The sequence below is a fragment of the Ralstonia sp. 22111 genome, assembly GCF_052045895.1.
GTDB lineage: Bacteria > Pseudomonadota > Gammaproteobacteria > Burkholderiales > Burkholderiaceae > Ralstonia > Ralstonia wenshanensis.
In genome coordinates this window covers 588,182-611,081 of record NZ_JBQEPR010000001.1, presented here as the reverse complement: position 1 = coordinate 611,081, position 22,900 = coordinate 588,182, and the positions used below count along the sequence as shown (strand labels likewise).

The 22,900-nt window shown below is 64.5% G+C and carries 23 protein-coding genes and 1 tRNA gene; 14 read left to right on the top strand and 10 right to left on the bottom strand.

The genetic code is table 11. The features are described 5' to 3' along the window. Window positions 1–282 precede the first annotated feature (282 nt). Complete coding sequence (gene mutM / locus ACTJK4_RS02895) at window positions 283–1,158, bottom strand: bifunctional DNA-formamidopyrimidine glycosylase/DNA-(apurinic or apyrimidinic site) lyase (RefSeq protein WP_440815910.1); 876 nt, start codon at window positions 1,156–1,158, stop codon at window positions 283–285. Window positions 1,159–1,259: 101 nt separating this feature from the next. Between mutM and ACTJK4_RS02890 the strand changes: the two genes are divergently transcribed. From ACTJK4_RS02890 to ACTJK4_RS02855, 8 genes are all read left to right on the top strand, one after another. Beyond that, the gene (locus tag ACTJK4_RS02890; RefSeq protein ID WP_440815907.1) at window positions 1,260–3,197 is read left to right on the top strand and encodes a tetratricopeptide repeat protein; all 1,938 of its coding nucleotides are present in this window, start codon (window positions 1,260–1,262) and stop codon (window positions 3,195–3,197) included. Then, complete coding sequence (gene lolB / locus ACTJK4_RS02885; protein ID WP_440815905.1) at window positions 3,197–3,820, top strand: lipoprotein insertase outer membrane protein LolB; 624 nt, start codon at window positions 3,197–3,199, stop codon at window positions 3,818–3,820. The genes ACTJK4_RS02890 and lolB overlap by 1 nt, the downstream gene beginning before the upstream one ends. A 14-nt stretch (window positions 3,821–3,834) precedes the next feature. Then, window positions 3,835–4,704: a 4-(cytidine 5'-diphospho)-2-C-methyl-D-erythritol kinase gene (ispE, locus tag ACTJK4_RS02880; protein WP_440815902.1), complete on the top strand. Its 870-nt coding sequence runs from the start codon at window positions 3,835–3,837 to the stop codon at window positions 4,702–4,704. A gap of 50 nt (window positions 4,705–4,754) precedes the next feature. After that, window positions 4,755–4,831: transfer RNA gene (locus tag ACTJK4_RS02875), tRNA-Gln, on the top strand. An 82-nt stretch (window positions 4,832–4,913) separates the two neighbouring features. Continuing rightward, the gene (locus tag ACTJK4_RS02870; protein ID WP_004633415.1) at window positions 4,914–5,864 is read left to right on the top strand and encodes a ribose-phosphate pyrophosphokinase; all 951 of its coding nucleotides are present in this window, start codon (window positions 4,914–4,916) and stop codon (window positions 5,862–5,864) included. A gap of 152 nt (window positions 5,865–6,016) precedes the next feature. After that, the gene (locus ACTJK4_RS02865) at window positions 6,017–6,643 is read left to right on the top strand and encodes a 50S ribosomal protein L25/general stress protein Ctc (RefSeq protein ID WP_232041877.1); all 627 of its coding nucleotides are present in this window, start codon (window positions 6,017–6,019) and stop codon (window positions 6,641–6,643) included. 168 nt (window positions 6,644–6,811) lie between these two features. Beyond that, window positions 6,812–7,414, top strand: coding sequence for an aminoacyl-tRNA hydrolase (pth, locus tag ACTJK4_RS02860; RefSeq protein ID WP_232041876.1), 603 nt, complete (start codon window positions 6,812–6,814; stop codon window positions 7,412–7,414). A gap of 24 nt (window positions 7,415–7,438) precedes the next feature. Continuing rightward, complete coding sequence (locus ACTJK4_RS02855) at window positions 7,439–8,086, top strand: DUF4124 domain-containing protein (RefSeq protein ID WP_440815898.1); 648 nt, start codon at window positions 7,439–7,441, stop codon at window positions 8,084–8,086. Window positions 8,087–8,152: 66 nt separating this feature from the next. Here ACTJK4_RS02855 and ACTJK4_RS02850 read toward each other — a convergent pair whose 3' ends face one another. The 5 genes from ACTJK4_RS02850 to ACTJK4_RS02830 form a co-directional block, all read right to left on the bottom strand. Next, on the bottom strand, window positions 8,153–8,416 hold the full coding sequence (locus ACTJK4_RS02850) for a YfhL family 4Fe-4S dicluster ferredoxin (protein ID WP_440815896.1): 264 nt from the start codon (window positions 8,414–8,416) through the stop codon (window positions 8,153–8,155). Between the two features lie 41 nt (window positions 8,417–8,457). Continuing rightward, window positions 8,458–8,961 (bottom strand): pantetheine-phosphate adenylyltransferase, encoded by a 504-nt coding sequence (gene coaD, locus ACTJK4_RS02845; RefSeq protein ID WP_004633426.1) that lies wholly within the window; start codon window positions 8,959–8,961, stop codon window positions 8,458–8,460. Between the two features lie 197 nt (window positions 8,962–9,158). Further along, window positions 9,159–9,815 (bottom strand): 16S rRNA (guanine(966)-N(2))-methyltransferase RsmD, encoded by a 657-nt coding sequence (gene rsmD, locus ACTJK4_RS02840; RefSeq protein ID WP_440815892.1) that lies wholly within the window; start codon window positions 9,813–9,815, stop codon window positions 9,159–9,161. A gap of 94 nt (window positions 9,816–9,909) precedes the next feature. Further along, on the bottom strand, window positions 9,910–11,262 hold the full coding sequence (locus ACTJK4_RS02835) for a M16 family metallopeptidase (protein ID WP_440815890.1): 1,353 nt from the start codon (window positions 11,260–11,262) through the stop codon (window positions 9,910–9,912). After that, a complete protein-coding gene (locus ACTJK4_RS02830; protein ID WP_232041872.1) occupies window positions 11,262–12,758 on the bottom strand; it encodes a M16 family metallopeptidase in 1,497 nt (498 codons plus the stop codon). Before ACTJK4_RS02830 ends, ACTJK4_RS02835 begins: the two co-directional genes overlap by 1 nt. Before the next feature lie 60 nt (window positions 12,759–12,818). Here ACTJK4_RS02830 and ftsY point away from each other — a divergent pair, with 60 nt between their 5' ends. Continuing rightward, window positions 12,819–14,021, top strand: a complete 1,203-nt coding sequence (ftsY, locus tag ACTJK4_RS02825; protein ID WP_440815886.1) for a signal recognition particle-docking protein FtsY — start codon at window positions 12,819–12,821, stop codon at window positions 14,019–14,021. Window positions 14,022–14,102: 81 nt separating this feature from the next. On the opposite strand, the gene maiA is transcribed toward ftsY, so the two are convergent. Both maiA and ACTJK4_RS02815 read right to left on the bottom strand, forming a co-directional pair. Next, window positions 14,103–14,753: a maleylacetoacetate isomerase gene (maiA, locus tag ACTJK4_RS02820; protein ID WP_440476067.1), complete on the bottom strand. Its 651-nt coding sequence runs from the start codon at window positions 14,751–14,753 to the stop codon at window positions 14,103–14,105. 26 nt (window positions 14,754–14,779) lie between these two features. Then, a complete protein-coding gene (locus tag ACTJK4_RS02815) occupies window positions 14,780–15,481 on the bottom strand; it encodes a fumarylacetoacetate hydrolase family protein (protein ID WP_260803977.1) in 702 nt (233 codons plus the stop codon). A gap of 148 nt (window positions 15,482–15,629) precedes the next feature. Between ACTJK4_RS02815 and ACTJK4_RS02810 the strand changes: the two genes are divergently transcribed. The 5 genes from ACTJK4_RS02810 (at window position 15,630) to ybiB (ending at window position 21,579) form a co-directional block, all read left to right on the top strand. Beyond that, window positions 15,630–16,268 (top strand): ANTAR domain-containing response regulator, encoded by a 639-nt coding sequence (locus ACTJK4_RS02810; protein WP_232041865.1) that lies wholly within the window; start codon window positions 15,630–15,632, stop codon window positions 16,266–16,268. 531 nt (window positions 16,269–16,799) lie between these two features. Continuing rightward, window positions 16,800–18,080, top strand: coding sequence for a CmpA/NrtA family ABC transporter substrate-binding protein (locus ACTJK4_RS02805; RefSeq protein ID WP_232041864.1), 1,281 nt, complete (start codon window positions 16,800–16,802; stop codon window positions 18,078–18,080). Window positions 18,081–18,143: 63 nt separating this feature from the next. Beyond that, a complete protein-coding gene (gene ntrB, locus ACTJK4_RS02800) occupies window positions 18,144–18,995 on the top strand; it encodes a nitrate ABC transporter permease (RefSeq protein WP_440815882.1) in 852 nt (283 codons plus the stop codon). Window positions 18,996–19,013: 18 nt separating this feature from the next. Further along, on the top strand, window positions 19,014–19,817 hold the full coding sequence (locus ACTJK4_RS02795; protein WP_102064436.1) for an ABC transporter ATP-binding protein: 804 nt from the start codon (window positions 19,014–19,016) through the stop codon (window positions 19,815–19,817). A 751-nt stretch (window positions 19,818–20,568) separates the two neighbouring features. Beyond that, complete coding sequence (gene ybiB / locus ACTJK4_RS02790) at window positions 20,569–21,579, top strand: DNA-binding protein YbiB (RefSeq protein WP_440815879.1); 1,011 nt, start codon at window positions 20,569–20,571, stop codon at window positions 21,577–21,579. 14 nt (window positions 21,580–21,593) lie between these two features. On the opposite strand, the gene ACTJK4_RS02785 is transcribed toward ybiB, so the two are convergent. After that, window positions 21,594–22,463 (bottom strand): pirin family protein, encoded by an 870-nt coding sequence (locus ACTJK4_RS02785; protein WP_440815876.1) that lies wholly within the window; start codon window positions 22,461–22,463, stop codon window positions 21,594–21,596. Between the two features lie 13 nt (window positions 22,464–22,476). Next, complete coding sequence (locus ACTJK4_RS02780) at window positions 22,477–22,881, bottom strand: OsmC family protein (RefSeq protein ID WP_232041859.1); 405 nt, start codon at window positions 22,879–22,881, stop codon at window positions 22,477–22,479. Window positions 22,882–22,900 lie beyond the last annotated feature (19 nt).

Genomic DNA, 22,900 nt, shown 5'->3' with positions numbered 1-22,900 from the left:
TCTTATTGTGTGCGCGACCCGACCGCAAAGAAAAATGCACGCGCCCCTCGACATCGCTGTTCCGCCCAATTACGGCACAGAAATGCACAAATTTAGGTGGAACGATACAGCGAACCGCCAGCTTCCGGGCGAACTTTCCGCAAGGTTCTCCAGCCCGGGCAGACAAGTGTTGCGGGATGCCATCGGCGGCCGGACACCCCACTTCAAAAACCTTGCGAAAAGGCAGTCGGATCGCTCCAGCACCACGTTTTCAGGCGGCTTTCGATGCCCTTGGCAGACCGATCAGCGCTGGCAGGTCGGGCAATAGAACGTGGAGCGCTGCCCCTGGACAATCTGGCGGATCGGCGTGCCGCACACGCGGCACGGCAGACCGGCGCGGTCGTAGACGAAGGCTTCGAGTTGGAAGTAGCCGCTCTGTCCGTCTGACCCGACAAAATCGCGCAGCGTGCTGCCGCCCCGTGCGATGGCATCGGCCAGCGTGACGCGAATGGCCTCGGCCAGCGCCGCATAGCGCGGCCGGCTGATGCGGCCCGCCGCCGTGGTCGGCCGGATACCGGCGCGGAACAAGCTCTCCGAACAATAGATATTGCCCACGCCGACCACGATGTCGCCTGCCAACAGCGCCGACTTGATGGCAACCCGGCGCCCGCGCGTGCGGGCAAACATCCAGTCGCCGTCGAATCGCGCATCGAACGGCTCAATGCCCAGATTGCGCAGCAGCGGATGTTCAGCCAAGCCGGCTTCGTCCCCGGCGTGCCAGAGCACGGCACCAAAGCGGCGCGGGTCTCGATAGCGCAGTGTGATGAGTACGCCAGTTGCGTCGGCCAGGTCGATGTCGACGTGATCGTGTGTGCCGGGCGGCACGGGCGCCTCCAGCACGCGCAACGTGCCGGTCATGCCCAGGTGAATCAGCAGCCAGCCACCTGCGGCATCAGCATGGCTTGCGGATTGGCTTACCGCGGGCATGCATTCGATGAGCAGGTATTTACCCCGGCGCAGCAAGCGCGTAACAGTCAGGCCCGCGAGCAATTCCGGCAGCGCAGGATCGATCGGCCAGCGCAAGCCGTGATGGCGCACCACGGCGCGCACGATACGTCGCCCCGTAATATGGGGTAGCAAACCCAGGCGAGTGACCTCGACCTCCGGCAACTCAGGCATCGAACCTCCATCCCATGTGCTGCTCCAACCTTTTTTACGATGCGGGCGATTGTAGCGGTCAGGCTACAATGCCCTGAACCCTTATCCGGAGCTTCGAGACCATGCCTCACGCCCTCTCACGTTCGCCTGCGATGCAACGCCCGCAGCGATTTCCGCGCAGCCGAACGGCCCTCCTGGCCGCGCTGGTGGCGGGAGGGCTGATGAGCCTGCCGGCCTGGTCGTCGCAGTCGGCTGCCGGCGCACCACTCGTTGCCCAAGCGGCGCAGGAAAGCGGCGCAGGCGGCCGCGCAGCCATCCAAATTGAGCGCTCGCGCCCGCGTACTGGTCTGCTGAGTTCGGAGCGCACAGATCTGCCGCGTGTCGCGCTCACTGAAGACATCATGTACCGCGTGCTGGCATCGGAGGTGTCACTGCAGCGCGGGCTGGTCGAACCGGCGTACCGCACCTACCTCGCACTCGCACAGGAGACGCGCGACCCCCGCTTTGCCCAGCGCGCCACGGAAATCGCATTTCTGACACGCTCCCCCGCGCAAGCCCTGACCGCCGCGCGCCTGTGGGTGGAGCTATCACCGACGTCCATGCCGGCACGCCAGGTGCAGCAGCTCCTGCTGGTGGCCACGGGCCAGTGGTCGGAAGTCGAACCGATGCTGCAGGCGCAGTTGAACAAGGTCTCGCCCGGCCAGCGTGCCGATGCCCTGCTGCAATTGCAGCAGCAGATGTCCAAGAGCAGCGATCCGGCGGGTGCCGTAGGCGCGCTGCAGCGTATCGCCTCGCATGACATGCAGCGCCCCGAAACGCATCTGGCCCTGGCACGAGCGAAGGTTGCCGCCAAGGATGTCCCCGGCGCGCTGACGGAATTGGACGCCGCGCTCAAGCTGCGCCCCGGTTATGAAGACGCCGCCATCCTCGCCGCCGAACTGCGTGCCGATGGCGATCCCGATGCCGCCATCGCTGGCCTGCGCAGCTTCCTGAAAGCAGCACCAGCCTCCATCGACGGCCATCTGACGCTCGCCCGCCTGTACCTCATGCGCAATCAGCAAGACAAGGCGCGCGCTGAATTCGAAGCACTCAAGAAGATCGCGCCCAACGATGCGCGCATCACGCTTGCCCTGGGCCTGCTGAACCTGCAACAGCGCCAGTACGACGACGCCGAGCGTTACCTAAAGGAATACGTCGTCGCCACCGCCAAGTCGCCCACGCTGAGCCCCGAACCTGGCTACCAGGGCCTCGCCCAACTGGCTGAAGAAAAGCGCGACTACGCCGCCGCGCTGGGCTGGGTCGACAAGATCACCGGTTCCGCCAACGGCGACGCCGATGGCCAGACCGCACTGGCAGCGGGCATCAAGCGCGGCCAGCTCCTCGGCAAGCTGCGCCGTATCGACGAGGCACAGCAGACCTTCGACGAGCTCGTCGCCGATTCCGAGGACGTGCCCGACGGCCCGCGCCGCCAGGCACTGATGGACGGCATCCGCCAGGCAGAAATCGGCATGCTGATGGACGCCAAGGCCTACGGCCGCGCCCGCGCCCGCGTCAACGAGCTGCTCAAGACCGATCCGGACAACGTCGAATACACGTACCAACTGGCGATGCTCGAAGAGCACGACGGCCACTACGACAACATGGAAACGCTGTTGCGCAAGGTGATTGACCTGCGCCCCGGCCAGGCCATCGGCTACAACGCGCTCGGCTACTCGCTGGCCGATCGAAACGTGCGCCTGCAGGAAGCGCAGGAGCTGCTGGAGAAAGCGGTGTCGCTGGCGCCGGACGATCCCTACATCGCCGACAGCCTCGGCTGGGTCAAATACCGTCGCGGCGATCTGCCCGCCGCCACCGACATCCTGCGCAAGGCGTGGGCTGCCGCCCCGCAAGCCGAAATCGGCGCACACCTGGGCGAAGTGCTGTGGCAATCGGGCAAGCAGGACGACGCGCGCCAGATCTGGACCGAAGCGTCCAAGCTGGACGTGAACGATTCCACGCTGCGCGACACGCTGCGCCGCTTCGGCCAGCCGGTGCCCAATGTTCCCGTGAGTGCAAATTGATGGCGATGCGGTTCACGCGCGCGCTTGGCGCGCTGATGCTTGGCGCTGGCTGCGCGCTGTTCAACGGCTGCACAACCTTGCGGCCGGCCAACGATCCCTTCGCCGGCGCGCAAGACGCCGATGCCACCATCACGCGCTATCAGGGTCGCTTCTCAGCCCATTACACGCAGAACAATGCCGAGCAAAGCGCCGTCGGCAGCTTCCTCTGGCGTGAGCGCGGACCCGATGTGCAGCTTGAGCTGATGTCGCCACTGGGCCAGACGCTGGCCATCGTCAGCCAGAGCAACCAGGGCGCCACGCTCGAACTGCCGAACCAGCCGCCGCGCCGCGCCCCCGAAGTCGACACGCTGATGCAGGATGCGCTCGGCTTTTCGCTGCCGGTCTCCGGCCTGCGGGACTGGTTGCGCGCCCGCCCCGCTCCCGGTACACCGGCACGCGTGGCGCGTGACGCGCAATCGCGCCCCGAAACCATCGAGCAGAACGGCTGGACCGTCCACTACGTCGCCTGGACTGACGACGGCAATAATGCCGACGGCGCCAAGGCCAGCATCCGCCGGCTCGATCTTGACCGCCCGCAGGGCACCAATGGCCCGCTCTCGGTGCGGCTCGTGCTCGACCGGTAACGCCTCGCTTCATCATGTCTTCCGCACCCGTCGAGCTGCGTGATTGCCCAGCGCCCGCCAAGCTCAACCTCTTCCTGCACGTGGTCGGCCGCCGGCCCGATGGCTACCATCTGCTGCAAACCGTCTTCCAGCTGATTGACTGGAGCGACACGCTGCATTTCGCGCGCCGCACCGACGGCCGTCTCGTGCGCATCACCGATATCCCGGGCGTGCCCGCCGATGACGACCTCGTGATCCGGGCCGCGCGCCTGCTGCAAGTGGAAACCGGCTGCACCTACGGCGTCGACATCGCCATCGAGAAACGCCTGCCGATGGGCGGTGGCATTGGCGGTGGCTCGTCTGATGCCGCCACCACGCTGCTTGCGCTCAATCGTCTCTGGGGCCTCGACCTGCCGCGCACACAACTGATGAAGATCGGCCTCAAGCTCGGCGCCGACGTGCCCTTCTTCGTGTTCGGCCAGAACGCCTTCGCCGAGGGAATCGGTGAAAAACTCACACCTGTCACGCTGCCGCCGGCCGCCTTCGTGGTGATTCACCCACGCGTGCATGTACCCACCCCCGCAATTTTTTCCGATGAAGGGTTGACACGCGATACACCACTCACCATAATTACGGACTTTCCTGACCAACAAATTGTTTTCGCTTACGGTCGCAACGATCTGCAAGCAGTGGCGGAAAGGAAATACGGCGAAATCGCCCGAGCACTTGCCTGGCTGCGTCAATTCAGCCCTCTGGCAAGAATGACCGGATCCGGTGCCTGCGTGTTTGCTCCGTTCGACAGCATCGAGCATGCGCAAGCGGTAGCGGATCAGGTGCCTTCCGAATGGGAAGGTCGGTGTGCGGCAGGTCTGACGCATCACCCGCTCGCAAGATTTGCTGTGTAAGGTTTGCAGTTATCGCTTCTGCAATGGAGGCGGTAACCGATAGGTTGTGTAGGGGCGTCGCCAAGCTGGTTAAGGCACCGGATTTTGATTCCGGCATGCGTAGGTTCGAATCCTTCCGCCCCTGCCATTTTCTTCCTCATGTTCCCAGCAATAGCCCGGTTGGTGCTTTAACTGACCGGCGCGTCTGAAGTCGAAAAACAGGTGCCCCGATGAGCAGCGAAGGCTTGATGGTTTTTACCGGCAACGCCAACCCGAAACTCGCCGAAGCTGTCGTCAAGCACCTAGGCATTCCCCTAGGCAAGGCCCTCGTCGGCCGATTCTCCGATGGTGAAGTCCAGGTTGAGATCCAGGAGAACGTGCGCGGCAAGCACGTGTTCATCCTGCAATCCACCTGCGCCCCGACCAATGACAACCTGATGGAACTGATGGTGATGGTCGATGCGCTCAAGCGCGCGTCTGCCCGCCGCATCACGGCCGCCATCCCCTACTTCGGCTACGCCCGCCAAGACCGTCGCCCGCGTTCGGCGCGTGTGGCAATCACCGCCAAGGTCGTGGCCAACATGCTGGAAGTCGCAGGCGTCGAGCGCGTGCTGACGATGGACCTCCACGCTGACCAAATCCAAGGCTTCTTCGATATCCCGGTCGACAACATCTACGCGTCGCCGATCCTGCTCGAAGACCTGCGCAAGAAGAACTACGAAGATCTGCTGGTGGTGTCGCCTGACGTCGGCGGCGTGGTGCGCGCACGTGCCCTCGCCAAGCAACTCGGCGTGGATCTGGCGATCATCGACAAGCGTCGCCCGAAGGCCAACGTAGCCGAGGTGATGAACATCATCGGTGAAGTCGACGGCCGCAACTGCGTGATCATGGATGACATGATCGACACCGGCGGCACGCTGTGCAAAGCCGCGCAGGTGCTCAAGGAGCGCGGTGCCAAACAAGTGTTTTCGTATTGCACGCATCCGGTGCTGTCGGGCGGCGCGGCTGCCCGCATTGCAGACTCGGCGCTCGACGAAGTGGTCGTGACCGACACCATCCCGCTGCGCGAAGACGCCATCAAGTGCGGCAAGATCCGCCAGCTCTCGACGGCGCCGCTGCTGGCCGAGACGTTCACCCGCATCGTGCGCGGTGACTCGATCATGTCGCTGTTTGCTGAATAATTCGGCAGCCAGGCGGCTTACTGTTATAATTCAAGGCTTTACTGCAGAAAACGTCGATTAGACGGCACTTCTGCGGTGTCTGCGGGGCGCAATATGGCGCCCCGTTCACCAGACGGCTTGGTCGCGAGTCGTCTTTTTCGTTTGGAGCAATCATGAAAGTTGTCGCTTTCGAGCGTAGCGTTCAGGGCACTGGTGCGAGCCGCCGCCTGCGCAATTCCGGCAAGACCCCGGCCATCATTTACGGTGCTGGCACCGAGCCGAAGCTGATCGAACTCGATCACAACGCGCTGTACCACGCACTGAAGAAGGAAGCCTTCCACTCGTCGATCCTCGACATCGAAGTGGCTGGCAAGGTGGAAAAGGCGCTGCTGCGCGACTTCCAACTGCACCCGTTCAAGCAACTGGTTCTGCACGTCGACTTCCAACGCGTGTCGGCCAAGGAAAAGATCCACGTCAAGGTGCCGCTGCACTTCCTGAACCAGGAAACCGCACCGGGCGTGAAGCTGGGCCACGGCATCGTGAACCACATCCTGAACGACGTTGAAGTGTCGTGCCTGCCGGCCGACCTGCCGGAGTTCATCGAAGTGGATCTGGGTACGCTGGAAATCGGCCAGACCCTGCACATCGCTGACCTGAAGCTGCCGAAGGGCGTGACCATCCTCACCCACGGTGGCGATGAGAACCCGGCTGTTGCCAACATCAGCGTGCCGGCTGGCGAGAAGTCCGCCGCCGCCGAAGAAGGCGCTGCTGCTGCAGGCGAAGACAAGCCGGCAGCCTAAGTTGCCGCACCTCGCACTTCGGTGCGAGCGAAAAAGCCCGCCGAGCCCGTCTCGCCGGGCTTTTTTTCTGCCTGAGCGGGGCGAGCCACACCGCTTTCAGGCTGCGGAAAGCAGCTATGCTTGTACGATCAAGGGGCGCTTCCTGCACCCCAACCTGATACGAATCGCATGATCAAACTCATCGTCGGGCTCGGCAATCCGGGCGCCGAATATGCGGCGACGCGACACAACGCTGGCTTCTGGCTGGTCGACCAACTCGCGCGCATGGGCAACGTGACGCTGCGCAACGAGACGCGCTTTCACGGCTATGCCGCGCGCGCCAACCTTTGGGGCAATGAAGTGTGGCTGCTGCAGCCGCAAACCTTCATGAACCGTTCGGGCCTGGCCACCGTGGCATTGGCCCGCTTCTACAAGGTCATGCCCGATGAAATCCTGGTCGTGCATGACGAACTGGATCTGCCGCCTGGCGCTGTCAAACTCAAGCTCGGTGGCGGTTCCGGCGGGCATAACGGCCTGAAGGACATTGCCGCACACCTGACCACGCAACAGTTCTGGCGGCTGCGGCTGGGCATCGGCCACCCGCGCAACTTGTTGCCGCCCGGCACGGCGCCGTCCGGTCAGCATGATGTCGCCAACTTCGTGCTCAAAGCACCTCGCAAGGAAGAGCAGGACCTCATCGACCGCGCCATCGATCAGAGCCTGGACGCGCTGCCCGAACTGATTGCCGGCAACGCTGAGAAGGCCATGATGCGCCTGCACACCGCGCGCTGATCCGCCTACACCGAGGACACCGCCATGACACCGTTTGCCAAACTGATCTCACGCGCCGCCGTGCTGGCGGGTCTGGCGCTCGCCCTGGCGGCTAGCCTGCCGGCGCAATCGCAGGTGTATCGCTGTAGCGAGAACGGCCAGACGACCTATTCCGACCATCCCTGCGGTACACGTGCACAGCCCGTGCCGATGATCGACAACACACCCAGCGCCGCCGATCAAAAGGCTGCCCGCGAACGCGCCAGCGCCGAAGCCGCCGAAGTGCAGCAGATGGAAACCGCGCGCCGCAAAGCGCAGGCTGCGGAAGACGCTCGCCAAGCCCAGATGGCCGCGCAGGCGGCAGAACAGGCACGCAGCCAGCAACGGCAGAAAGTGGTGGTTGCTCAGGAAGGCGTTCGATACTGCCATCGCGTCTACGTGGGGCCGTTGCCGTACCCGGTGCCATATCCGCAACCCTATCCGACGCCGATGCCGGTAATTCGCCAACCTCCCGCGCCGATTGCGGGTGCGCTGCGCCAACCTGGCAATGGCCCGAAGCCGTTTGCACAAGCGCCGGTGGCGCCCACACCGATCGTGCCGCGCCCACCGCATCCGCATTACCCGCACTACCGCATCGTCTGCGAACCGGGCTATGCGTACGAAGGACCGGAAGATCTGCTGCCGATCCAATAGACGTGCTGCCAACAAAACGGCAGGCACCAATGAAAAGAGACGGCCAAAGCCGTCTCTTTTTTGTGCTCACGCCGCGCGTGGTGGTGCCGAGGTGAGCTGGGTGTACTTCTGCATCAACTGCTCGTGCGTTTCCTCATGGGCCGGGTCTTTGGGGATGCAATCCACCGGACAGACCTGCTGGCACTGAGGCTCGTCAAAGTGGCCGACGCATTCGGTACATTTGCCCGAGTCGATCACGTAGATCTCCGGGCCCATCGAAATCGCGCCGTTGGGGCACTCAGGCTCGCATACGTCGCAATTGATGCACTCATCGGTGATTATGAGCGCCATGATGCCTTCCTTGAAATGGCCGGCGNCGCCAAAGCGTCATTTTATTCCGATTTGCCCGACCCTTCCGTCTTGCCGGTCTTTTCCTTGAGCCACTTTTCGACCGACGGGAACACGAACTTGCTCACATCGCCGCCAAGCACGGCGATTTCTCGCACGAACGTGCCCGAAATGAACTGGTATTGATCCGACGGCGTGAGGAACATGGTTTCCACGTCCGGCAGCAAGTAACGGTTCATGCCGGCCATCTGGAATTCGTACTCGAAGTCCGACACGGCACGCAGGCCCCGCACGATGACGCGCGCGCCGTTCTTGCGCACGAAGTCCTTCAAAAGGCCGGAAAACCCTTCCACCCGCACGTTCGGGTAATGGCCGAGCACTTCACGGGCGATCTCGATGCGCTCTTCCAGCGCGAAGAACGGCCGCTTGTTCGGACTCTGCGCCACCCCGACAATCAGCTCGTCGAAGATGTTGGACGCACGCCGCACGAGGTCTTCGTGGCCGCGCGTGAACGGATCGAAAGTGCCGGGATAAACCGCGATCACCATGGTTCCTCCACCAAGGGGAAAAGAGCATCCGCAAGCGTCGGCGTGGGACATGGCCGCGCCGGTACTGCGTTCGGACACCGTTGCGTTATCGAGCGCGGCAGATCCCGAGCCTGCCACCTGTGCCACCGATACCCACCGAGGGCACCCGCCTTGCAGGTGCCGCCCGATGCTCATGCATCGGTTGCGAGCGGCGTAGTTTAACCGTTTTTGCGGAGCAGCAAATGTGCATGCACCGCACCGGCGCGCAGGTGTTTATGGAGCACCAGATCGGCCGGCAGCGCGACACTAGCGGCCGGCTGGTCGCCATGTGAATCAGTACTCACATCCACCAACGGCTGCGCGGCTTCAACGTAGATCACGCCTCCTGGCTTGACCACCCGCGCCGCAGCCTCCAACGCACGCAGTGCCCAATCCTGTGCAAACGGCGGATCGATGAACACCGCATCGAGCCCAGCATCGGGCTGGCGAGCGAGCCAGGCAAAGGCGTCGCCCGAAACGATGTCGACCATGCTCGCGCCAAGCTTGTCACGGATGGCCTGCAACGCGCGCACGGCCGGGGCGTGGTTTTCGACGAGTGTCACGTGCGCGGCGCCGCGCGAAGCCGCCTCAAAGCCAAGGGCACCGGTACCGGCAAAGATGTCGGCGCAACGCCAGCCGGTCAGGTCCTGGCCGAGCCAGTTGAAGACGGTCTCGCGGACGCGGTCGCTGGTCGGGCGCAGACCCTCGGCGTTGACGACGGGGAGCGGCGTGCGCTTGTATTGCCCGCCGATGATGCGAACCTGCTGCGGTGCGCGCGCATGCGACGTGGCGGTCTTGGCCTTGGGGCCTTTGGAGCTGGGGGTACGAGGTGCCATGGGCGCGATTTTAGGGGCTGTTGCCTCATAAAACGAGCGCAAACAAAAACCGGCGGGGGATGCCGCCGGTTTTTTCGGATACAGCCGCCGTGCGTCAGTTAGTGGCGGCCTTATCCGGACCGCCCACCACGATCGTCGCCATGGTCTGCGGCTGCAGCGCGCGCTGGAATGCCGTGCGCACCTGGTCACGCGTGACCGCCGCGATGCGCTGCGTCCACGTGTCGAGGTAGTCGAGCGGCAGGTTGTACCAGCCGATGTTGGCCACGTTGTCCAGCAGCTTGCGGTTGCTGTCCAGGCGCAGCGGGAAACCGTTGACGAGGTTGTCCTTGGCGGCCTTCAGTTCCGCGTCGGTTGGGCCGTCGGCGACGAACTTGGCAACGGTGTCACGCACCACGCCCAACGCTTCTTCGGTCTGGTCCTTGCGCGTCTGCAGCGCCAGCTCGAACGGACCGGGCTGCGCAGCGGGCGCGAAGTAGCTGCCGATGCTGTACGTCAGGCCACGCTTCTCGCGCACCTCGTTGGTCAGGCGCGCGCTGAATCCACCCCCACCCAGCACGTAATTGCCAACCAGCAGCGGGAAGTAATCCTTGTCGCCGCGCGCGATGCCCGGTTGCCCGAGGATGATGGTCGCCTGCTGCGCCGGATGCGGAATGCGGATCGTCTCCGCCTTCGCCAGCGGCATCTTCACGTCGGGCAGCGCCGGCGGCGTGGCGCCGTCAGCGGGCAAGCCGCGCGTGATCTGCTCGGCGATGGCCTCGGCTTCCTGGCGGCTGATCGCTCCGATCAGCGTCACGACCGCGCGCTTGGCCGTGTAGTTGGCATGGTAGTAGCGCACGATGTCGTCGCGCGTGATGCTCTCCACCGTTTCCGGCGAAGCGGTCTGCCCGTACGGATGCGTGCCGTAGATGGCCTTGCCGAACGCGCGCTCGGCCAGCACCGACGGCTTGGTCAGCGATTCGCGGATGGCGGCCACCAAGCGCTGCTTGTCCCGCGCGAGCACCGAGTCGGGGAAAGTCGGCGCCGAGACAATCTGTGTCATCAGCGCGATGGCCGGGCCGCGCTCGACGGGGTCGGACAGCGTGCGCAGGCGCAGGCTCGTGCGATCGCCACCAGCGCCGCCGCCAAAGCTCGCACCCACGTCGGCAAACGCATCGGCAATCGCCGCTTCATCGCGCGCGGGTGCATTGCCCTGCGCGGCCACGCCCTTGTCGAGCATGCCGGCCGTGAGCGAGGCGAGGCCCACCTTCGCAGCTGGCTCATAGCGCGAACCCGCGTCCACGTCGAGATTGATGTCGAGCATCGGGATCGACGGGCTCGGCACGAAGAACACGCGCGCGCCGGTCGGCGCCGTCCAGTGTTCAATGGGCAGCGCGGCCAGGGCACTCTGCGCCGCCGCTGCAACAATGGCGACCAGCGCCGTCTTGAGGGTCAGGGACATGGCGCGCATCAACGCAGCCCTCCTTCTTCGCGCATGCCCGGAACAGGCTTGCGCGCCGGTTTGTTGGGATCGATCGGTTGCGGCAGCAGCGTGGCGACGACGAGGTTGTCTTCGCTGAAGTACGTCTGCGCAACGTGCTGAATCTGCGCCGATGTCACGGCCTTGATCTTTTCAAGCTGGCGATCGATGGACCGCCACGACAGACCGCTCATCTCGTTCATGCCGATCTCCATGCCCTGGCCGAACACCGAGTCGCGCTTGTAGATCTGCGCGGCCACGACTTGCGCCTTCACGCGCTTCAGTTCGGCATCCGTCACGCCTTCCTTGGCGATGCGCTCGATCTGCGCGCGCAGGGCCTGTTCGATCTCGGCGGTGGTGTGGCCGTCGGCGGGCGTGCCGTCCATCAGGAAGATCGACGGGCCGCGGTTCAGGCCGTCGTAGCCGGCGTTGACATCGTCGGCAATGCGCTTTTCGCCCTTGACAAGCTGGCTCGACAGGCGCGCATTGTCATAGCCATCGAGCACGGCCGACAGGACTTCCAGCGCGTACGGGTCAACGTCCTTCTCCACATCGCTCAGGCGCGGCACCTTGTACGCCAGCACAACGTACGGGTTCTCGGCCGGCGCCTTCACCCAGATACGCTTCACGCCGATCTGCTTGGGCTCCTCCTGCGCATAGCGGCGCGGCAATGCATGCGGCTTAAGCTTGCCGTAGGTGCGCTGCGCCAGGCGGAAGACTTCGTCGGGCTTCACATCGCCCGCGACGATCACGGTGACGTTGTTGGGCGTGTACCAGGCGTGGTACCAGTTCTGCGCGTCCTGCACCGTCATCGTGTCGAGATCGCCCGGCCAGCCGATGGTCGGGTTGCGGTACGGCGCGGCGTTGAACAGCGTGGCGAGCATCTGTTCGTAGACGGTGGAACGGGCGGAGTCGTCGATGCGCATGCGGCGCTCCTCCTTCACCACGTTCATCTCCGGCTTGAACTCCTTGTCGGTCAGCTGGAGATTGGCCATGCGGTCCGCCTCAAGGGCCATCACGTCGCCAAGATGCGACTTCTCGATCTGCTGGAAGTACATCGTGAAATCGCGCGTGGTCATGGCGTTTTCGCGGCCGCCCATGGCCGCCACGCGGCGGGAGAACTCGCCGGGGCCAACAGCCTTGGTGCCCTTGAACATCATGTGCTCGAGCATGTGGGCGACGCCTGTGGTGCCGTTGTGCTCGTCGATGCTGCCGGCGTGATACCAGACCATGTGCGCCACGGTGGGGGCGCGGTGGTCTTCCTTGACGATCAGTTGCAGGCCGTTCGGCAGCTTGTATTCGTGCGTGTCGGACTGGCTGGCGCCCACCTTGGCAACGCTGGCGGTGGCAACTGGGCGCCCCGGTGCGGCTGCCAACTCCTGCGCGCCAACATGGCCGGCCAGCAGGCCCGCCGCCAGGGCCGTCGCGGCCAATTGCCAGGCTCGCAACCGGGCCCGGTTTGAAACGATTCGCATGGAAGAGCGCATATGGGCTGTCTGATAAAATTCGACGCTTGATTCTAACGGCGAAATAGACTGCCTTTTACGATGTTTAGTTTCTGGAAGAAGCGCAAGGCAGAGCCCCAACCGGCCGCCGAACCCACGCCCGCCGCGGCGCCCGAAGCCGCGCAGGCGCCTGCCCCGGCTGCCATCCCTGCCGTCGCTCCCGCACCCGCACCGGTTGCAGCACCCCAGCCCGTCGCTGCACCTGCACCTGCACCTGCACCAATAGCCGCACCTGTCGCCGCGCCGGCCCACGTGGCCATGCCTGACGCACCTGCCGAGCAGCCTGCGCTCGACGTGCAAGCCGACGACGTCGAGACCGTGCCCACGCCCGCCGTCATCGAACAAGCCCGCAAGGGCTGGATGTCGCGCCTGCGCTCCGGCCTGTCGAAGACGAGCAAGGGCCTGACCACGCTGTTCGTCGGCGTGAAGGTCGACGAAGCGCTCTTCGAAGAGCTGGAGACCGCGCTGCTGATGGCCGATGCCGGTGTCGACGCCACCGAATACCTGCTGGGGGAACTCCGCCGCCGCATCAAGGCCCAGCGCATTGAAACCGCCGAAGGCGTGAAAACCGCCCTGCGCGACCTGCTGGTCGAGCTGCTGCACCCCCTGGAAAAAACCATGGTGCTTGGCCGCGAACAGCCGATGGTCATCATGATCGCGGGCGTCAACGGCGCCGGCAAGACGACCAGCATCGGCAAGCTGTGCAAGCACTTCCAGACCTACGGCCAGTCGGTGCTGCTGGCCGCGGGCGACACGTTCCGCGCCGCCGCGCGAGAGCAACTCGTGGTCTGGGGACAGCGCAACAACGTCACGGTCGTGGCTCAGGAATCGGGCGACCCGGCTGCGGTGATCTTCGATGCAGTGAACGCCGCACGCGCACGCGGCATCGACATCGTCATGGCCGATACCGCCGGCCGCCTGCCGACGCAGCTGCACCTGATGGAAGAGCTCAAGAAAGTGCGCCGCGTGACCGCCAAGGCCATGGCCACAGCGCCGCATGAAACGCTGCTGGTGATCGACGGCAACACGGGGCAGAACGCCCTCGCGCAAGTCAAAGCCTTTGACGAAGCGCTGGGCCTCACGGGCCTGATCGTCACCAAGCTGGATGGCACTGCCAAGGGCGGCATCCTGGCCGCCATCGCACGGCAGCGGCCGGTGCCGGTGTACTTCATCGGCGTGGGTGAACAGGTGGAAGACCTGCAGCCGTTTTCTGCGCGCGAATTTGCGGATGCGCTGTTGGGTTGACCCCCCTCGCGCGCAACGCTTCAATGTAGAAACGCCCTGATTTGATCAGGGCGTTTTTGTTTTGCGCAGTAACGCTGCAGATTACGCGGAAGCCGCATCCGGCTGCGCCCCAGGCGCAGCCCTCTGAAACGCCTCCTGCGCCATACAGTGCTCAAAGATGCGCGCAAGCGTCGGGTAATCCTCCACCGCCACATCAAATCGCTTGCCGTTGAACACCTGCGGGACCAGGCACACGTCGGCCAGCGTCGGCGTGTCGCCAACACAGTAAGCGCCCGTCAGTGGCGACTGTGACAGCCGCGTCTCCAGTGCCGCAAACCCCAGCTTCACCCAGTAGCGATACCAGTCGTTGCGCGCCTCTTCTTCCACGTTGAACGTGTTCTTCAGATACTTGAGCACGCGCGGATTGTTGAGCGGGTGGATCTCGCACGCAATCGCCAATGCAATCGCGCGAATGTGCGCGCGGTTGCTCGGCGAGCCCGGAAGCAGCGTGGGCTCGGGGTGCGTCTCTTCCAGGTATTCGACGATCGCCAAGGACTGGTTCAGCACGTCGTTGCCGTCGCACAGGACGGGCACCAGCGCATCGGGGTTCAGCTTGACGAAGTCGGGCGCCATCTGCTCGCCCTTGAGCAGGTGCACCGGCGCATAGTCGTACGACAGGCCCTTGACCTCCAGTGCGATGCGCACGCGGAACGACGCCGAACTGCGGAAATAGTTGTACAGCTTGATCGACATGGCTTCTGACTCTTCTGTCGGGTCTATCAAATGACCTTCACGTGCAGCTCACCCACGCCGTCGATCTTGCCGACCATCAGGTCGCCGACGACCACCGGGCCGACGCCTTCGGGCGTGCCGGTGTAGATCAGGTCGCCGGGGCGCAGTTCGAACAGGCGCGACAGATACGCAATGGTTTCCGGCACCGACCAGATCAGGTCAGACAAATCACCGCGCTGGTGTTCCCGCCCGTTGACCGACAGCGTGACGGCGCCCTTATCTGCGTGGGCGACATCCTTTGCCGGCACGATCGGGCCAATGGGTGCGGAGCCGTCGAACGCCTTGCCGGTTTCCCACGGGCGGCCGCCCTTCTTGGCGGCGTTCTGCAAATCGCGGCGCGTCATGTCCAGGCCGACGGCGTAACCGTAGATATGGTTGGCAGCGGTTTCCACGGAGATATCGCGGCCGCCCGTGCCGATGGCGACCACGAGTTCGATCTCGTAGTGGCAATCCTTGGTTTCAGTCGGGTAGACGAACTGGCCGGTCTCGCCGTCGGGGATGTAGCGCACGGCGTCGGCCGGCTTGCAGAAGAAGAACGGCGGCTCGCGGTCGGGGTCGGAGCCCATCTCGCGGGCGTGGGCGGCGTAGTTGCGGCCGACGCAGTACACACGGCGCACCGGAAACTGGCCCTGCCCACCACGGACGGGAATTCCGTTGACGGCGGGCGGGGTGACGACGAACTCGGTCATGCGGGTCTCCTGAAGCTAAGCTGGATTGGAACAGGTGGGGACACTGCGGCCACCGCCCCCCGGCGACCGACGAGTTTGCGAGAATACACCCGCACCGGCCCGGCGCGGTTCTTGCATGAGTGGCGTGCACACTGCCCCACTTTGCACCATGCAAACGAAACCGCCCGCCCCATCTGCCCCGCCCGCCGCCCCGCACCCGGCCGCGCCGATGCGCGTGCTGCTGGTGCGCGATCCGCTCGATGCCGAACAGATCAACCTGGAGCTGATCCGCGCAGGGCTGGCCGAGGCCGGCTTCGTTGACGTGGGCCTGGCCGATGCCGACCTGACGCTACCGGAGCGCATCGCCGAGACACAGCCCGACATGGTCATCGTCGCGTCCGAATCGGCGGCGCGGGACACCATCGAGCACGTCTGCGTGGCCACACAGCATGCGCCGCGCCCGATCGTGCTGTTCACCGACAACGACGACGCCACGCGCATCAAGACGGCGTTTGCCGCCGGCATCACGGCCTACATCGTCGACGGCATCAAGCCCACGCGCGTCAAGGCGGTACTGGATGTCGCCTACGCTCGCTTCGAGCACGAAAGTGCGTTGCGCGCAGAGCTGGACACCGCCAAGACGCAACTGGCCGAACGCAAGGTGCTGGAGCGCGCCAAGGGCCTGCTGATGAAGCAGATGAACCTGTCGGAAGACGATGCCTTCAAACGCCTGCGCAAGATGGCGATGGACCGCAACATCAAGCTGGTGGAAGCCGCGCAACGCGTGATCGATGTGATGGCCAGTTGAGCGGCCGGGCCACCGCCCATTTTTGGTGCGCCGCACAACTCCGGCGCCGGAAACGCACCAGTCGCGCGCGGTGTTCCGGACCTCACACGCGACGTTCCGAACCTCAACCGCCGAGCAAAAAGCTTCGCACGCCGAGTTCCGAACCTCAATCGCCGAGCCAAAAGCCTCAGACGCCGAGTTCCGAACCTCAACCGCCGAGCTAAAAGCCTCACGCGCCGAGCTCTGAGCCTCAACCGCCGAGCTAAAAGCCTCGCGTGCCGAGCTCCGAGCTCCATCCGCCGAGCAAAAAGCCTCGCACGCCGAGCTCCGAGCTCGGAACACCGAGAAAAATGCTCGGCGCGTGGCGTTCTGAACCCGGATCGCCGAAACCCATTGCTCAACGTTGGCATACCCCTTGCAAGTGTCGCTGCGAAGCCGGTGCCAACGTGGGTATCGGCAAGGGACAACGGCGTCCCGACGCACGGCTCTGCGACCCTTCCTTGGCGATGGGGCGATGGCGCGCGTCGGGACGCCTTTTCTTTGGAGCCATGGATGGCCGCGCCAGACAAGACCGACGCTCTCGTCAACCCGATCAACCCGAAGCGCCGCAGCATCATGAAAGCCGCGGCGACGATTGCAGGAGGCAGTGCCGTGGCATTGATCGATCCGCTGGTGCGCGCCGGCGCCTGGGCCGCGGGCTCTGATGCGCCCGAGAAGACGGAGCTGAAGGTCGGCTTCATCCCGCTCACGGACTGTGCCTCGGTGGTCATGGCGTCCACGCTCGGCATCGACAAGAAGTACGGCATCAAGATCACGCCGTCGAAAGAAGCCTCATGGGCGGGCGTGCGCGACAAGCTGGCGTCGGGCGACCTGGATGCGGCGCACGTGCTCTACGGCCTGATCTACGGCGTGCAACTCGGCATTGGCGGCCCGAAGAAAGACATGGCCGTGCTGATGACGCTCAACAACAACGGCCAGGCGATCACGCTATCGAACAAGCTCAAGGCAGCAGGCGTCAAGGACGGCGCATCGCTGCGTGCGGTCATGACCAAGGAGAAGCGCGAATACGTCTTCGCGCAGACCTTCCCGACCGGCACGCACGCGATGTGGCTGTACTACTGGCTGGCCGCGCACGGCATCCACCCGCTGCAGGATGCGAAGGCGATCACCGTGCCGCCGCCGCAGATGGTGGCCAACATGCGCGTGGGCAACATGGATGGCTTCTGCGTGGGCGAGCCGTGGGGCGCGCGCGCGATTGCAGACAACATCGGCTTTACCGCCGAGACCACACAGGCCATCTGGAAAGACCACCCCGAGAAGGTGCTCGGCACCACGGCGGAGTTTGTGCAGAAGTATCCGAACACGGCGCGTGCGCTCACCGCTGCGGTGCTGGAGGCGAGCAAGTTCATCGATGCGTCAGCATCGAACCGCCGCAAGACCGCCGAGACCATCGCCGCCAAGTCCTACGTCAACACCGACATGGACATCATTCTCGACCGCATGCTGGGCCGTTACTCGAATGGCCTGGGCAAGACCTGGGACGACCCGGACCCGATGCGTTTCTATCACGATGGCGCGGTCAACTTCCCGTACCTGTCGGACGGCATGTGGTTCCTCACGCAGCACAAGCGCTGGGGCCTGCTGAAGGCGCATCCGGATTACCTGGCCGTGGCCAAGCAGATCAACCGCATCGACATCTACAAGCAGGCGGCAGCCGCCACCGGCACGCCACTGCCTAAGAGCGACATGCGCACGGCCAAGCTGATCGACGGCGTGGTGTGGGATGCGAAGAACCCCGCCGCTTATGCCGACGGCTTCAAGCTGAAAGCCTGACGTTGCTGCCCTCCTGAACTTCCGAATTTCTGATTGCGGTTCCTCACGTCGATGGAGTCCGACATGAACACGCTCGTCAAAACGTTGTCCGGCGTGCAGTCCGATGCCGCCCCTGAACGTCGCCGGTTTGTTGCGCGCGACTGGTTTGTCGCCGCCGTGGTGCGCGGCTTTCCGCCCGTGCTGGGCTTTGTGCTGTTTGTGCTGGCATGGCAGGGCATCGCCACGGCCATCCCCGCACTGCCGACACCGGCGGTGACGTGGAAAGCGGCGGTCGCGCTGTTTGCCGATCCGTTCTATCGCAATGGCCCCAATGACCAGGGCGTGGGCTGGAACGTACTGGCCTCGCTGGCGCGCGTGGGCGCGGGCTTTGGCATGGCGGCGGTCATCGGCATTCCGGCGGGCTTCCTCATCGGGCGCTTTGCGTTTTTGAATGCGATGGCCTCGCCCATCATCAGCCTGCTGCGGCCGGTGTCGCCGCTGGCGTGGCTGCCAATCGGGCTGCTGCTGTTCAAGTCGGCCAACCCGGCGGCCATCTGGGCGATCTTCATCTGCTCGATCTGGCCGATGGTCATCAACACCGCCGTGGGTGTGACGCGCGTGCCGCAGGACTACCTGAACGTGGCGCGCGTGCTGAACCTGTCGGAGTGGAAGGTGTTCACGCGCGTGCTGTTTCCGGCGGTGCTGCCGTACATGCTGACGGGCGTGCGGTTGTCCATCGGCACCGCATGGCTGGTCATCGTGGCGGCGGAGATGCTCACCGGCGGTGTCGGCATCGGCTTCTGGCTGTGGGACGAATGGAACAACCTGAAGGTCGAGCACATCGTCATCGCGATCTTCGTGATTGGTGTGGTGGGGCTGCTGCTGGAGCACGCGCTGCTGGCGATTGCGCGGCGCTTCTCGTACGACACGGTTTGAGGAAACAGGGGGAGCGCCATGACAGACAAATTCCTGCGCATTGAAAACGTCGGGCAGACGTTCAAGACCAAGCGCGGCCCGTTCGTCGCCCTGCGCGACATCGACCTGACGGTGGCGCGCGGTGAGTGCATCGCGCTCATCGGGCACTCGGGGTGCGGTAAGTCGACGTTGCTTAACCTGATTGCCGGGCTCACGCGGCCGACCACGGGTGGGTTGATCCTGGCCGAGCGCGAGATTGCCGGGCCGGGGCCGGATCGCGCGGTGGTGTTTCAGAACCACTCGCTGCTGCCGTGGCTCACGTGCTTTGACAACGTGTATCTGGCCGTCGAACGCGTCTTCGGCAAGACCGAGACCAAGGCGCAACTGCGTGAGCGCACACATGCGGCGCTGGCGTTAGTGGGCTTGTCGCATGCCGAGCAGAAGCATCCGCATGAAATTTCTGGCGGGATGAAGCAACGGGTGGGGATTGCGCGGGCGTTGTCCATGGAGCCGAAGGTCTTGCTGATGGATGAGCCGTTTGGGGCGCTGGATGCGCTCACGCGGGCGCATCTGCAGGATGAGCTGCTGAAGATCGTGGCGGCGACCGGCAGCACGGTGGTGATGGTGACCCACGATGTGGATGAGGCGGTGCTGCTGGCGGATCGCATCGTCATGATGACGAATGGGCCGGCTGCGACGATTGGTGAGGTGTTGACGGTGGATTTGCCGCGGCCGCGGGATCGGATGGCGTTGGCGGAGGATGCGACTTATCACGCTTGTCGGACGGCGGTGTTGGATTTTCTGTATCGGAAGCAGAGGCATCCGGTGGCGGAGGCTGCTTGATTTGCTTTGGGGATGGCTTTGTTGTTTTAACTTGGTGGTCCATCCCCTGTTTCATCCCCTGCCGGGGCTGACTCACTTTCTTTGTCTTGCCAAAGAAAGTAAGCAAAGAAAGGCGCGCCCGAGATGGCGACTTCCCCTTGAATTTATGTCGCAGGGAGGGGAAGGGGAAAACTCGCTGCGCTCAGACAGTTCCCCTTCCTTTTTCCTCCCTGCAACAGAAATTCAAGGCGCCATCTAGGGCAAGGTACGGCCACACCATCGAAGTACAACCGCAGTCGCGCTTGCACGGCAAGACTCGAAGCGAAGCCAGCAAAAAACAGCGGTGGAGTGCGAGCGAAGCGAAGCAGCACAGAGCAACAAACGGGACCCCGACAGGACACGCAGACAAACGGTTTGGCCGTTGACGTTCCTGCCCTTGATGGCGCCTTGAATTTTTGTAAGCGGGCGGAAAAAAGGCGGGGAACTGTCTGAGCGCAGCGAGTTTTCCCCGCCTCCGCCCGGTTACACAAATTCAAGGAAGGGGTCGCCATCTTGGGCGCGCCTTTCTTTTGCCTACTTTTCTTTGGCAAGACAAAGAAAAGTAGGTCGTGCCCGGCAGGGTACGAAAAAGGGATGGACCACAACCGCCCGCCCCGGCAGGGGATGAAACAAGGGATGCACCACCAGTCCCAAAAAAGCACCGACCCATGGCGCCAGCACACAACCCACAGCGCTATGATCAACCCCAAGCCAATCACCCGCGCCATGAACAATGCCCGCTCCCCCCATCCTCCCCGACACCGTCACTGAAGACGCCCTCGCAAACGGCCCCTTCCCCGCCGCCCGCTTCATCAAGGAGATCGGCCGCGGCGCAGACGGCGCCCGCGCGCTGGTCAAGCACGATGCCCGCGCGCTCTTCACTGCCATGCTGGAAGGCCGCATCGCCGACGTGCAGCTCGGCGCCATCCTCATGGCCTACCGCATCAAAGGCGAGACCCCGGAAGAACTCGACGGAATGCTGGAAGCCACGCACGCGCACTGCCGGCCGCTTCCGGCACCGGACACGCCCGAGCACGCGCTGCCGGTCGTTATCCCGAGCTACAACGGCGCCCGCCGGCAGCCGAACCTCGTGCCGCTGCTGGCCAAGCTGCTGGCGCGCGAAGGTGTGCCGGTGCTGGTGCATGGCATTCGCCGCTTCGACGGCCGCATCACCACGGCCGCGCTGTTCGAAGCGCTCGGCTGGCCCGTCTGCGAACACATGGACGACGCCCGCGAGCGGTTGGAGAGCGACCGCCTGGCGTTCGTGCCGATCGACGTGCTCTCGCCCGAGCTGGCGTCGCTGCTGGACAAGCGCGAGATCGTCGGCCTACGCAATTCGGCCCATACGGTGGTGAAGATGCTGCAGCCCATCGGCGGGCACGCGCCGCGCGAAGCGCTACGGCTGGTCAGCTACACGCACCCGGAATACCGCGACACGCTCACCGATTACTTCCTGCGCCATCCGGCCAATGTGCTGCTCGCGCGCGGCACCGAAGGCGAGGCGGTGGCCGATGCGCGGCGTGGCAGCGCGGTGGAGTGGCTGCACGATGGGGCGCACGAAACGGTGATCGAAGCGGTGGAAGGATCGAGCGATACGCCGCCTGAATTGCCTGTAGGGACGGACGTGGCAGCTACAGCGCGGTGGATTGAAGCGGTGCTCGACGGCACGCAACCGGTGCCGGAGCCGATCGCCAAGCAGGTCCGCGCGATCGTGCGCTGTGCACGACCGGCGCAGGCTGCCTGATTGATCGATTGGTCTTATTTGGACGGCAGCGGAATCCGCTCCGTCTCGCCCGGCACGTGGGCGAAGGCGTCGGCCTCCCACCGCTGCTTGGCGTCTTCAATGTCGGCCCTGTCGCTGGCGACGAAGTTCCAGTAGATGTGGCGGTGGCCGTCGGTCGGGTCACCGCCCAGCAGCATCACGCGTGACGATGCCTGCGCGGTAAGCGTCACGTCGCCGCCGGGTTCCAGCACGGCAAGGTGGTGCGGGTCGAGCGTCTCGCCGTCGATGGTGACGGCGCCGTCGACGAGATACAGCCCACGGTCTGCATGCTCGGGCGGAATCACCAGCGATGCACCGGCCGCCAGCTCCAGAGCCACATACAGCGTGCGCGAACTCACCTTCACCGGCGACGTCAGCCCGAATGCATCCCCCGCGATGACCACGCCCTGCACGCCCGGGCATTCGAGCTTGGGCAGCGTGTCGGCGGCGTGATGGGCGAAGCTGGCGCCCACCTTTTCCTGATCCTTCGGCAGCGCCACCCAGGTTTGGATGCCATGCACGCGCGCGCCTTTTTCGCGCCCCTCGGGCGAGGAACGCTCGGAGTGGACGATGCCGTTGCCGGCCGTCATCCAGTTCACGTCGCCAGGCGTGATGGTCTGCACGCTGCCGAGGCTGTCGCGGTGGACCATGCTGCCGTCGAACAGATACGTAACGGTGGCCAGCCCGATGTGCGGGTGCGGACGCACGTCGATGCCTTCGCCGGGGGCGAAATCGACGGGGCCCATGTGATCGAAGAAGATGAACGGCCCCACCGTCTGGCGCGCCGCCGATGGCAGCACCCGCTTGACCGAGAAACCGCCCAGGTCGCGCACGTGCGGGCCGATGATGTGCTGAATGGAAGTCATGGCGGGAGGCTCCTCAAGCGCGCTCGGCGAGTTCGGTGTCGACGCTGATCTCCACCTCGGTCATCAGCTTGTGAACGGGGCATTTGCCGGCCACGCGCAGCAGGTCGGCGCGTTGCTCGTCGCTCAGATCGCCGTGCAGGGTCAGCACGGTACGCAGCTTGTAACGGCCCTGGCGCTCCTGGCTGCCGTCGTGCTCGACAGCCACGTCGATCGAGTCGAGCGGGTACTTGCGCTGGCGCGCATACAGCGAGACGGTCAGCGCCTTGCAACTGGCCAAGGCCGCATCGAAGTAGGCGTGCGGATCGGGCGCACTGCCTTCGCCCGCCGGCTTGGGCACGTCGGTGTAAGTCACGCCTTCAGGGAAGGTGACTTTGTGGCGGAAAAGGCCTTCGGTGTCCTTGCTGACGACGATGGTCATGACGGCTCCTGTAACGGTG

Excerpts from the sequence above, each read along its gene's own strand:
- ntrB (WP_440815882.1), top strand. The coding sequence starts at position 18,144 with ATGAACACGCTCGTCAAAACGTTGTCCGGCGTGCAGTCCGATGCCGCC.
- ACTJK4_RS02870 (WP_004633415.1), top strand. The coding sequence starts at position 4,914 with ATGAGCAGCGAAGGCTTGATGGTTTTTACCGGCAACGCCAACCCGAAA.
- ACTJK4_RS02780 (WP_232041859.1), bottom strand. The coding sequence starts at position 22,881 with ATGACCATCGTCGTCAGCAAGGACACCGAAGGCCTTTTCCGCCACAAA.
- ACTJK4_RS02805 (WP_232041864.1), top strand. The coding sequence starts at position 16,800 with ATGGCCGCGCCAGACAAGACCGACGCTCTCGTCAACCCGATCAACCCG.
- lolB (WP_440815905.1), top strand. The coding sequence starts at position 3,197 with ATGGCGATGCGGTTCACGCGCGCGCTTGGCGCGCTGATGCTTGGCGCT.
- ftsY (WP_440815886.1), top strand. The coding sequence starts at position 12,819 with ATGTTTAGTTTCTGGAAGAAGCGCAAGGCAGAGCCCCAACCGGCCGCC.
- maiA (WP_440476067.1), bottom strand. The coding sequence starts at position 14,753 with ATGTCGATCAAGCTGTACAACTATTTCCGCAGTTCGGCGTCGTTCCGC.
- ACTJK4_RS02865 (WP_232041877.1), top strand. The coding sequence starts at position 6,017 with ATGAAAGTTGTCGCTTTCGAGCGTAGCGTTCAGGGCACTGGTGCGAGC.
- ACTJK4_RS02830 (WP_232041872.1), bottom strand. The coding sequence starts at position 12,758 with ATGCGCTCTTCCATGCGAATCGTTTCAAACCGGGCCCGGTTGCGAGCC.
- rsmD (WP_440815892.1), bottom strand. The coding sequence starts at position 9,815 with ATGGCACCTCGTACCCCCAGCTCCAAAGGCCCCAAGGCCAAGACCGCC.
- ACTJK4_RS02890 (WP_440815907.1), top strand. The coding sequence starts at position 1,260 with ATGCCTCACGCCCTCTCACGTTCGCCTGCGATGCAACGCCCGCAGCGA.
- mutM (WP_440815910.1), bottom strand. The coding sequence starts at position 1,158 with ATGCCTGAGTTGCCGGAGGTCGAGGTCACTCGCCTGGGTTTGCTACCC.
- ybiB (WP_440815879.1), top strand. The coding sequence starts at position 20,569 with ATGCCCGCTCCCCCCATCCTCCCCGACACCGTCACTGAAGACGCCCTC.
- ACTJK4_RS02795 (WP_102064436.1), top strand. The coding sequence starts at position 19,014 with ATGACAGACAAATTCCTGCGCATTGAAAACGTCGGGCAGACGTTCAAG.
- pth (WP_232041876.1), top strand. The coding sequence starts at position 6,812 with ATGATCAAACTCATCGTCGGGCTCGGCAATCCGGGCGCCGAATATGCG.
- ACTJK4_RS02785 (WP_440815876.1), bottom strand. The coding sequence starts at position 22,463 with ATGACTTCCATTCAGCACATCATCGGCCCGCACGTGCGCGACCTGGGC.
- ispE (WP_440815902.1), top strand. The coding sequence starts at position 3,835 with ATGTCTTCCGCACCCGTCGAGCTGCGTGATTGCCCAGCGCCCGCCAAG.
- ACTJK4_RS02815 (WP_260803977.1), bottom strand. The coding sequence starts at position 15,481 with ATGACCGAGTTCGTCGTCACCCCGCCCGCCGTCAACGGAATTCCCGTC.
- coaD (WP_004633426.1), bottom strand. The coding sequence starts at position 8,961 with ATGGTGATCGCGGTTTATCCCGGCACTTTCGATCCGTTCACGCGCGGC.
- ACTJK4_RS02835 (WP_440815890.1), bottom strand. The coding sequence starts at position 11,262 with ATGCGCGCCATGTCCCTGACCCTCAAGACGGCGCTGGTCGCCATTGTT.
- ACTJK4_RS02850 (WP_440815896.1), bottom strand. The coding sequence starts at position 8,416 with ATGGCGCTCATAATCACCGATGAGTGCATCAATTGCGACGTATGCGAG.
- ACTJK4_RS02855 (WP_440815898.1), top strand. The coding sequence starts at position 7,439 with ATGACACCGTTTGCCAAACTGATCTCACGCGCCGCCGTGCTGGCGGGT.
- ACTJK4_RS02810 (WP_232041865.1), top strand. The coding sequence starts at position 15,630 with ATGCAAACGAAACCGCCCGCCCCATCTGCCCCGCCCGCCGCCCCGCAC.